The sequence below is a fragment of the Streptomyces sp. NPDC030798 genome, from assembly GCF_055572275.1.
In genome coordinates this window covers 550,911-558,967 of sequence record NZ_JBVIDR010000003.1, presented here as the reverse complement: position 1 = coordinate 558,967, position 8,057 = coordinate 550,911, and the positions used below count along the sequence as shown (strand labels likewise).

Sequence of the window (8,057 nt, the reverse complement as noted above, 5' to 3'; positions counted from 1 at the left end):
CCCCCCCCCCCCCCCCCCCCCCCCCCCCCCCCCCCCCCCCCCCCCCCCCCCCCCCCCCCCCCCCCCCCCCCCCCCCCCCCCCCCCCCCCCCGCCGGATGGTCACTCGTTCCGGAAGACGGCCTTGCTCACTTCGGCGGGATTCTGGAACTCCTTCTTCCCGAGGTGCGAGATCCGGTCGGTGATCTCCTTGGACGCATGGTTGTCCTCGGCGACCTTGCGGAGCTGGTCCGAGCTCGCCGGGTACTCCGCACCGGACAGGGCTTTCTGCAGGTCCGTGGGGCTGACATCCGCCATGGTTCCTCCAGGCGGTGAGAAGGATCCTTGGTGCACCGGCGCCGCATGCTGCGCCGGACTGCTCAGGTACCCGGCCCGGGGAGGCGGATTCACCTCATTTGTTCAGTTGTGGGGCGTTCCGTGCAGGGGTACTCGGAGGCTTCGGCACATCGGACACAGGCATGAGACCGACGCGGAGGCACCGGATGAGCGAGCAGACCCCGTCCCAGGCCGAGGGCGAGCGGGAGCCGGGCGACACGGAACCGGACGTCCCGCGGACCACTCCCTCACAGGCCGAGGGCGAAGACACCGGCGACACCGGCGACACCGGCGACGGCGGCGAGTCCGGCGAGAGCCGGTGATCCCCGGTCTTGACGCCTGCGGGCACCCTGCCTAGCCTCGCCCCGATCACAGACGTCTGGACAGGGGGCAGACCGACGATGGCGCATCCGCAGGACCCCCGCGCGAGCAGCCCCGGTGCCCGCCCGATCCAGCTGGAGACCCAGGGCCTCGACGTCATCGGGGGCGCGGAGCGCAAGGGTACCCCGCGCACCTTGTTCTGGCCCTGGTTCGGCGCCAACGTCTCCGTCCTGGGCCTCAGCTACGGCGCCTTCGCCCTCGGCTTCGGCATCTCCTTCTGGCAGGCGCTCGCCGCCGGAGTGCTCGGCATCCTCGGCTCGTTCCTGCTGTGCGGTTTCATCGCGGTCGCCGGCAAGCGGGGCTCGGCGCCGACGATGGTGCTCAGCCGGGCCGCGTACGGCGTGCGCGGCAACCGGCTGCCCTCGGTGATCTCCTGATGCTCACCGTCGGCTGGGAGACGGTGCTGACCGCGCTCGCCACCCTGGCCACCGCCACCGTCTTCGGCCGGCTCGGCTGGGGCGGCGGCACGCAGACCAAGGTGGTCGCCCTGCTGGTGGTGGCCGCGCTGACCGTGGTCGGCGGGGTCATGGGCTTCGACCTGATCATGCGCCTGCAGACCGCCATCACCGTGATCACGGGCGTGCTCACGCTGGTCTACGTCGGCCTGGTCGCCGAGCACGTCCACTGGGCGACGGTCCGTGCCGTCCCGGCGGGCTCCGCCCAGGAGTTCATCGGCGCGCTGGTGTTCATGATGACCGGCTTCGGGCTCGGCTGGGTCAACGCCGCCGCCGACTACTCCCGCTATCTGCCCCGCGCCTCCTCCAGCCGGGGCGTGATCGGCTGGACCACCTTCGGCGCCTCCGCGGCCCCGCTGCTCCTGCTGGTCTTCGGGCTGCTCCTGGCCGGCTCCTCCGAGCAGCTGAGCAAGGCGGTCGCCGCCGACCCGATCGGGGCGCTGACCACGATCCTGCCGACCTGGTTCCTGGTGCCGTTCGCCGTGGTCGCCGTCCTCGGCCTGGTCGGCGGCGCCGTCCTCGACATCTACTCCTCCGGCCTGGCCCTGCTCTCCGCCGGTCTGCGCGTGCCGCGTCCACTGGCCGCCCTCGTCGACGGCGTGCTGATGATCGCCGGCTCCGTCTACATCGTGTTCTTCGCCGGCGACTTCCTCGGCCCGTTCATGGGATTCCTCACCACCCTCGGCGTGCCCATCGCCGCGTGGTGCGGGATCGTGCTCGCCGACCTCGCGCTGCGCCGTCGCGACTACGACGAGGACGACCTGTTCCGCCCGCACGGCCGCTACGGCGACGTGCCCCCGCTGCCCTTCCTGCTCACCCTCGGTGCCACGGCGGTCGGCTGGGGCCTGGTCACCAACACGGCCGCCGCCTGGCTGACCTGGCAGGGCTACCTGCTGGGACCGCTCGGCCTGGGCGGCCGGGACGGCCCCTGGGCGTACGCCAACCTCGGCGTCCTGGCCGCCCTCGCGCTCGCCTTCCTCGGCACGCTGCTGCTGGGCCGCCGCCGGGTGCGCGCTCAGGAGGCCCGGGAGCCGGGTTCCGCACCGGACGAGGGGAAGCGCCGCTGATGACCGGCGTACCCGGGCTGCTCGCCGCGATCGACCTGCAGCGCGTCTTCGCCGACCCCACGAGCCCCTGGGCCACCCCGCGCTTCGCCGACGCGGCCGCCGGGGTGCGGCGCCTGCTGCCGGCCTTCGAAGACCGCGTCGTCTTCACCCGTTTCGTGGCACCCCGGCAGCCCACCGGGGCGTGGCGGGCCTACTACGCCCGGTGGCCCTTCGCCCTGAAGCCGCCGGACGCCGGGCTCTGGGACCTCACGGACGAGTTCGCGGGCCGCGCGCCGCACGTGCTGGACACCGCCACCTTCGGCAAGTGGACCCCGGAACTCGCCGACCGCGTCGGCCCGGAAGGCCGCCTGGTGCTGGCCGGGGTCAGCACCGACTGCTGCGTGCTGTCCACCGCCCTGGCCGCCGCCGACGCCGGCGCAGAGGTCCTGGTCGTGGCGGACGCCTGCGCGGGCGTGGACGACGACTCCCACGTCAGGACCCTGCAGATCCTGGACCTCTACCGGCCCCTGATCCGGGTCACCACGGTCGACGACCTGCTCGGCGTGGACCGGCCGTGACCGGCGCCGGCCGGGAACCGGTGGATGCGGCCCGGTGTCCCACCGCCACGGAACCCACCCGGGCCGACCACCGCACGGGCCCCGGCTCTCCCCGCAATCCCCATGCATGCGGCAGACCCCACCGGGTACGCGAGGCGGGAGCACGTCCGGGCCCCGCCCGTCCGTGCGGCCGTACGACCGCAGCTACCTGGGGATCTGCCATGGAGACACCCGCACACGACGACCACCTGCCGACGCCCGCACAGCAGGCGCTCGACGCGCTGGCCGTGAACGCCGAGGACCAGGCCGCCCTGGACACCCTCGCCCACAGCGAGGTGCTGGTCCCGGTGCCGGACGACGCCGTGGACGGCGAGGGCGCCGACGCCTCGACGGTCGCCCTGCCCGTCCTGGAACAGACCGGGGGCGATCCGGTCGTCCCCGTGTTCACCTCGGAGGGGACGATGGCCGACCTGCTGCCGTTCGTCTCCCGCTACCGTCTGATCCCGCTCGGTGCGCTTGCCTCCCAGTGGCCGGACGACGACCTGTCCCTCGCGATAGACGGCAGCTCGGACCACGGCCTGACGCTGACCTCGCACGGAGTGCGCACGCTGCTGGCCCGCTGAACCGCCACCAGGTCCGCTGCGGCGCGCGGGCGGGCGAGGCCGGCCGGTTTCCTAGCCGGCCCGTTCGGCGAGCATGCGCTCCAGGACCGCCCGCTGCAGCGGCAGCACCTCGGCGTACAGGTCACGTCCCTTGCGGGTGAGTGCGACCCACACCCCGCGCCGGTCCTCCGCGCACACCGAGCGCTCGACCAGGCCCTCCTTCTCCAGCCGGCCGATCAGCCGGGACAGGGCGCTCTGGCTCAGATGCACCCGGCCCACCAGGTTCTGCACCCGGCACTGGTCGCCCTCCCGGGGCGAGTCGGAGGCCAGGATGTCCAGCACCTCGAAGTCGCTCGCGCCCAGCCCGTGCGGATGCAGGGCCCGGTCGATCTCGCACATCGTGCGCGCGTGCACCGCGAGAATGCCCCGCCAGCGTTCCTCGAGCCGGGTGTCGGCCGTCTTGACTGCCATACCCGCACGGTAGCACCGTTCCAGCCAATTGTTGAGTGTGCAACTAGTGCTGTGCGCAAGCAGTCGTGAACGGGTGTCAGGCCGACGGGTCCTGGAGCAGACCCACCAGGTTGCCGTCGGGGTCCTTCACCGACACGACGAGCCGGCCGTTGCCGACGTCCCGCACGTCCTGCAGCACCTCGGCACCCGCCTCCAGCAGCGCCGCCAGCCGCTCCCGGAGATCGGTGACATGCCAGAACGGCACCGGCCCGGTCATGCCCTGCGCATGCCCGTTCGGGTCGAGGCCGACGTCCTGTCCCTCGGCCTTGAAGCCGACGTAGTAGGGCTCGTCCACGTACGGCTCGACCCCGAGCAGAACGGTGAACAGGGCCTTGGCGCGCTCCTTGTCCTTGACGGGGTAGATGATCGTCTGCAGACCGGCGGTCATGGCGCTCACTCCTTCGCGATGCGTGATCCGACGCGTTCCTCGTCGGTGCTCTCACGCTAGGCCCGGGGAGCCCGCCCCGGCTTCTTCGATCCTGACCGGTTGCGGGCTCCCCCGGATCACTCGTTGTGCAGCACCTCCGCGACCGTCAGCCGGGCCGCACGCCGGGCGGGGACCAGGGCGCCCAGCACGGCGATCACCACACCGGCCAGCGCGAGTCCGGCCAGTCTCGGCGCGTGCCAGACGTCCGTCATGTACGACGGCAGGGTGATGTCGATGCCCGCGGCCATCCGCGGGACCACCACCTCGTAGGCGGCGATGCCCAGCGGCACGCCCAGCACCGAGCCGACGGCGCCGAGCACGGCCATCGACGTCACCGTCATCACCGTCACCTGCCCCGGGGTCATGCCGATCGACTTCAGCATGCCGAGGTCCCGGCGGCGGTCGTGGGTGTTGAGCACGGCCGTGTTGAACACGCCGAGGGAGGCGACCAGGGCCAGCAGCAGGGTGAGCGCGGTCGCCGAGCCGATGAGGGTCTCGGCGCCGCTGCTCGGGCCGGTCAGCTGGGTACTGAGCCCCTTGTCGACCGCTCGTGCGGCACGCGGATCACCGCCGCACCCGCACCATCTCGTTGCTGACCCGGTCCCACGGCTGACGGATCGTGGTGAGCCGAGGGATCGCGGCCGTGGCCGCCGGGGAGTCGTCGAAGCCGCCGACCGCGATGTCCTGCGGCACCCGCCGGCCCGCCCGGTGCAGCGCCGCGAGCACGCAAGCACGCCCTGCGCCATCAGCTCCGAGGCGACGAACACCGCGTCCATGTCCGGCGCCTGCGCCGGCAGCCGCTCCGCGCCCGCCTCGCCGCCGGCCCTGCTGTAGTCCAAGCCGTCACCGGCAACGGCTGGGACCCGACCGACTCCTCCTCCGGCAACGGCTGGGAGAACCAGGCCCTGTTCGGCTACGACGACAAGGCGCTCTCCTCCATGTCGTGGTTCAGCCACCGCTGAACCGCCCCTGACGGGGGCCCGGCCGCAAGGGGACGGCCGGGCCCCTCCTGCTTTCGCCGCCCCGGGCCGGACGCGGGCCGTTCGGTACCGGACAACGGCAGTGGAGTCCCCTGCGCGGCGGCGTCGGCTGCGCCACAGTGGGAACCGGGCAAACGGCGCCCGAGGAGGCCGGGGACGGAGGCGGTACGGATGATGGGGACGCCTTCGGGCCGCGTACGGCAGACCATCCTGGACTGGCTCAAGGACCCGGCGGCGAACTTCCCGGCCGGCCGCCGCCAGGGCGACCCGGCCGGCACCGGTGTCACCGCGCGGGCCGTGGCCGCCAAGCTGGGCGTGCCCCGCCGCACCGCCGCCGCCCACCTCGACCTCCTCGTCCGCCTCGGCCTCCTGCGTACCCGCCGGATCCGCTGGCGCACCCACTACCGGCGCGACGAGATCCGCATCGCGGAGGTGTCCCGGATGTTCGAGAAGGGCTGGTGAGAGACCCGGGGATCAGGCACCGTCCCCCTGAAGGGGCCGCAGCCCCCGAAGGTCTCGCTCGACGGCGAAGGGAAGCAGTACATGACCACGGCACTCGTCCCGCTCCACTACGTCGCCCTCGGCGGCCACGGCCCCGAGGACGTCGTGGCCGATGCCGACGGCGGCGTCCTGACCGGGACGGCGGACGGCCGCATCCTGCGCGTGCGCGGCCTCACGGACCCGGACACGGCCCGCGTCGAGACGCTCGCCGACACCGGGGGCCGCCCCCTCGGCCTCCAACTCCTCCCGGACGGCGCCCTGCTGGTGTGCGACGCGGAGCGCGGACTGCTGCGGGTCGAACCGTCCACCGGCACCGTCCGCGTCCTCGCCGACGCGGTGGCGGGGGAGCGGCTGCGGTTCTGCAGCAACGTGATCGCCCTGGCCGACGGCAGCGTGTACTTCACCGTCTCCAGCCGCCGTTACCCCCTCCACCAGTGGATCGGCGACATCGCCGAGCACACCGGCACCGGACGCCTGCTCCGGCTGCCGCCCGGCGGCGGCACCCCGGAAGTCCTCCTCGACGGACTGCAGTTCGCCAACGGCCTCGCGCCCAGCGCCGACGGCACCTTCCTGGTGATCGCCGAGACCGGCGCCTGCCGGCTCACCCGCTATCACCTCACCGGCCCGCACGCCGGGCGGTCCGACCTCTTCACCGGCCTCCCGGGCATGCCGGACAACCTGTGGCGCGAGGGCCCGGACGGCCCGATCTGGGTCGCCCTGGCCGCACCGCGCATCCCCGCGCTGGAGCTGCTGCACCGCAGCCCGCCCGCCGTACGGCGCGCCGCCGCCCGTGCCGCCGTGCACGCCCCGTTCCGGCCGGGCGGCACGACCGGCGTGCTCGCCGTCGACGACCGGGGCCGGACCGTTCACCACCTCACCCGGCGCCGCTCCGGCTACCGCATGGTGACCAGCGTCTGCGCTACGGGCGGCCGCCTGGTCCTCGGCAGCCTCTGGGAGCCGGGCATCGCGGTCTGTGCGGGGCCGGCCGCCCGCTGACCCGGCGGTACCCTGGTGCCCGGCCGTGATCACCCGTACGGGCGGGCCGAACAGGAGACGCGCGCGTATGACACCCGAAGCCGAGAGCCTGCGGACCCGCCCCGCGCCACCGCGGCGGGCGCAGTGGCGTACCCAGGCGCCCGTCGTCGCGGTGGTCGCCGCGGGCGGCGCCCTCGGCGCGGTGTGCCGCTACGCCCTCGGCCTGGCCCTGCCCACGCCACCCGGCGGCTTCCCCTGGGCGACCTTCTGGACCAACGTGATCGGCTGCGCCGTGATCGGCGTCCTCATGGTGCTGATCACGGAGGTGTGGGCGGCACACCGCCTGGTCCGGCCGTTCTTCGGCACCGGCGTGCTCGGCGGCTTCACCACCTTCTCCACCTACACCGTCGACCTCCGCAACCTGGTCGGCGCCGGCCATCCGCGCACCGCCCTGGCCTACCTCGCCGCGACGCTGCTCGCGGCCCTCGCGGCGGTGTGGCTGGCCTCGGCCGCCGCCCGCCCGGTGCTCCTCCGGAGGCAGCGATGACCTCACTCACCGGCCCGGCCCTGCGGCTCACCGTCTACATCGGCGAGGACGACACCTGGCACCACAAACCCCTCTACTCCGAGATCGTGCACCGTGCGCACGCCGCCGGGCTCGCCGGAGCCAGCGTCTTCCGCGGCATCGAGGGCTTCGGCGCCTCCTCGCGCATCCACACCTCCCGGCTGCTGTCGCTGAGCGAGGACCTGCCCGTCGCGGTGGTCGTGGTGGACAGCGAGGAGCGTGTCCGGGCCTTCCTGCCGCAGCTCGACGAACTGGTCGGCGAGGGCCTGGTGACGCTCGACCCGTGCGAGGTCGTCAGGTACGTCGGCCGTGCGGCGGACCCCGCACGAACGGACCCGAAGGGTGAGAATCCATCGTGAACTGGCTGCTGGTCGCCCTCGGGGCCATGGTCGGCGCACCCCTGCGCTATCTCACCGACCGCGCCGTGCAGTCCCGCCACGACTCGCTCTTCCCCTGGGGCACCTTCGTGGTGAACGTCACCGGCTCCCTGATCCTGGGCCTGCTCAGCGGCGCCGTCTCGGCCGGCGCCGCTGGTCCGCAGCTCCAGCTCCTGGTCGGCACGGGACTGTGCGGCGCCCTGACGACGTACTCGACGTTCTCCTACGAGACCCTGCGGCTGACCGAGGCGGGCGCGGGCCTCTACGCTGCCGTGAACGTCGTCGCGAGCGTGGCGGCGGGCCTGGCGGCGGCCTTCGCCGGGGTGTCCCTCGCGGGCGCCCTCTGGGCGTAGCCGACCGTCGTACGA

General features: G+C 73.6%; 12 protein-coding genes and 2 pseudogenes. 9 read left to right on the top strand and 5 right to left on the bottom strand.

Going from position 1 to position 8,057, the window contains the following annotated elements:
* Window positions 1-100: 100 nt before the first annotated feature.
* Window positions 101-295, bottom strand: coding sequence for a DUF2795 domain-containing protein (locus ACZ404_RS10800; protein WP_468438122.1), 195 nt, complete (start codon window positions 293-295; stop codon window positions 101-103).
* Window positions 296-480: 185 nt separating this feature from the next.
* On the opposite strand from ACZ404_RS10800, the gene ACZ404_RS10795 reads away from it, so the two are divergent.
* The 4 genes and pseudogenes from ACZ404_RS10795 (at window position 481) to ACZ404_RS10780 (ending at window position 3,375) form a co-directional block, all read left to right on the top strand.
* On the top strand, window positions 481-636 hold the full coding sequence (locus ACZ404_RS10795; protein ID WP_468438120.1) for a hypothetical protein: 156 nt from the start codon (window positions 481-483) through the stop codon (window positions 634-636).
* A 78-nt stretch (window positions 637-714) separates the two neighbouring features.
* Window positions 715-2,216 (top strand): annotated as a pseudogene (locus tag ACZ404_RS10790) (purine-cytosine permease family protein).
* Window positions 2,216-2,773, top strand: coding sequence for a cysteine hydrolase family protein (locus tag ACZ404_RS10785; RefSeq protein WP_468438118.1), 558 nt, complete (start codon window positions 2,216-2,218; stop codon window positions 2,771-2,773). Before ACZ404_RS10790 ends, ACZ404_RS10785 begins: the two are co-directional and overlap by 1 nt.
* Window positions 2,774-2,973: 200 nt before the next feature.
* A complete protein-coding gene (locus ACZ404_RS10780; protein WP_468438116.1) occupies window positions 2,974-3,375 on the top strand; it encodes an SseB family protein in 402 nt (133 codons plus the stop codon).
* A gap of 51 nt (window positions 3,376-3,426) precedes the next feature.
* On the opposite strand, the gene ACZ404_RS10775 is transcribed toward ACZ404_RS10780, so the two are convergent.
* The 4 genes and pseudogenes from ACZ404_RS10775 to ACZ404_RS10760 all read right to left on the bottom strand — a co-directional run.
* A complete protein-coding gene (locus ACZ404_RS10775) occupies window positions 3,427-3,825 on the bottom strand; it encodes a MarR family winged helix-turn-helix transcriptional regulator (protein ID WP_468438114.1) in 399 nt (132 codons plus the stop codon).
* A 76-nt stretch (window positions 3,826-3,901) separates the two neighbouring features.
* Window positions 3,902-4,252 carry a VOC family protein gene (locus ACZ404_RS10770; protein WP_468438112.1) on the bottom strand — a complete coding sequence of 117 codons (351 nt, stop codon included), beginning with the start codon at window positions 4,250-4,252 and terminating at the stop codon, window positions 3,902-3,904.
* Between the two features lie 116 nt (window positions 4,253-4,368).
* Window positions 4,369-4,710, bottom strand: coding sequence for an ABC transporter permease (locus ACZ404_RS10765; RefSeq protein WP_468438162.1), 342 nt, complete (start codon window positions 4,708-4,710; stop codon window positions 4,369-4,371).
* Window positions 4,711-4,864: 154 nt separating this feature from the next.
* A pseudogene (locus ACZ404_RS10760) lies at window positions 4,865-5,127 on the bottom strand (substrate-binding domain-containing protein); the annotation flags it as partial.
* 315 nt (window positions 5,128-5,442) lie between these two features.
* Here ACZ404_RS10760 and ACZ404_RS10755 point away from each other — a divergent pair.
* The 5 genes from ACZ404_RS10755 (at window position 5,443) to crcB (ACZ404_RS10735) (ending at window position 8,042) form a co-directional block, all read left to right on the top strand.
* Window positions 5,443-5,733, top strand: a complete 291-nt coding sequence (locus ACZ404_RS10755) for an ArsR family transcriptional regulator (protein WP_468438110.1) — start codon at window positions 5,443-5,445, stop codon at window positions 5,731-5,733.
* Window positions 5,734-5,814: 81 nt separating this feature from the next.
* A complete protein-coding gene (locus tag ACZ404_RS10750; RefSeq protein ID WP_468438108.1) occupies window positions 5,815-6,768 on the top strand; it encodes an SMP-30/gluconolactonase/LRE family protein in 954 nt (317 codons plus the stop codon).
* Between the two features lie 67 nt (window positions 6,769-6,835).
* Window positions 6,836-7,294, top strand: coding sequence for a fluoride efflux transporter CrcB (gene crcB, locus ACZ404_RS10745; RefSeq protein ID WP_468438106.1), 459 nt, complete (start codon window positions 6,836-6,838; stop codon window positions 7,292-7,294).
* Window positions 7,291-7,671: a DUF190 domain-containing protein gene (locus ACZ404_RS10740; protein WP_468438104.1), complete on the top strand. Its 381-nt coding sequence runs from the start codon at window positions 7,291-7,293 to the stop codon at window positions 7,669-7,671. Before crcB (ACZ404_RS10745) ends, ACZ404_RS10740 begins: the two co-directional genes overlap by 4 nt.
* Complete coding sequence (gene crcB, locus ACZ404_RS10735) at window positions 7,668-8,042, top strand: fluoride efflux transporter CrcB (protein ID WP_468438102.1); 375 nt, start codon at window positions 7,668-7,670, stop codon at window positions 8,040-8,042. The genes ACZ404_RS10740 and crcB (ACZ404_RS10735) overlap by 4 nt, the downstream gene beginning before the upstream one ends.
* Window positions 8,043-8,057 lie beyond the last annotated feature (15 nt).

Coding starts and splice junctions, on each gene's coding strand:
- ACZ404_RS10800 (WP_468438122.1), bottom strand. CDS start 295: ATGGCGGATGTCAGCCCCACGGACCTGCAGAAAGCCCTGTCCGGTGCG.
- ACZ404_RS10795 (WP_468438120.1), top strand. CDS start 481: ATGAGCGAGCAGACCCCGTCCCAGGCCGAGGGCGAGCGGGAGCCGGGC.
- ACZ404_RS10785 (WP_468438118.1), top strand. CDS start 2,216: ATGACCGGCGTACCCGGGCTGCTCGCCGCGATCGACCTGCAGCGCGTC.
- ACZ404_RS10780 (WP_468438116.1), top strand. CDS start 2,974: ATGGAGACACCCGCACACGACGACCACCTGCCGACGCCCGCACAGCAG.
- ACZ404_RS10775 (WP_468438114.1), bottom strand. CDS start 3,825: ATGGCAGTCAAGACGGCCGACACCCGGCTCGAGGAACGCTGGCGGGGC.
- ACZ404_RS10770 (WP_468438112.1), bottom strand. CDS start 4,252: ATGACCGCCGGTCTGCAGACGATCATCTACCCCGTCAAGGACAAGGAG.
- ACZ404_RS10755 (WP_468438110.1), top strand. CDS start 5,443: ATGATGGGGACGCCTTCGGGCCGCGTACGGCAGACCATCCTGGACTGG.
- ACZ404_RS10750 (WP_468438108.1), top strand. CDS start 5,815: ATGACCACGGCACTCGTCCCGCTCCACTACGTCGCCCTCGGCGGCCAC.
- crcB (WP_468438106.1), top strand. CDS start 6,836: ATGACACCCGAAGCCGAGAGCCTGCGGACCCGCCCCGCGCCACCGCGG.
- ACZ404_RS10740 (WP_468438104.1), top strand. CDS start 7,291: ATGACCTCACTCACCGGCCCGGCCCTGCGGCTCACCGTCTACATCGGC.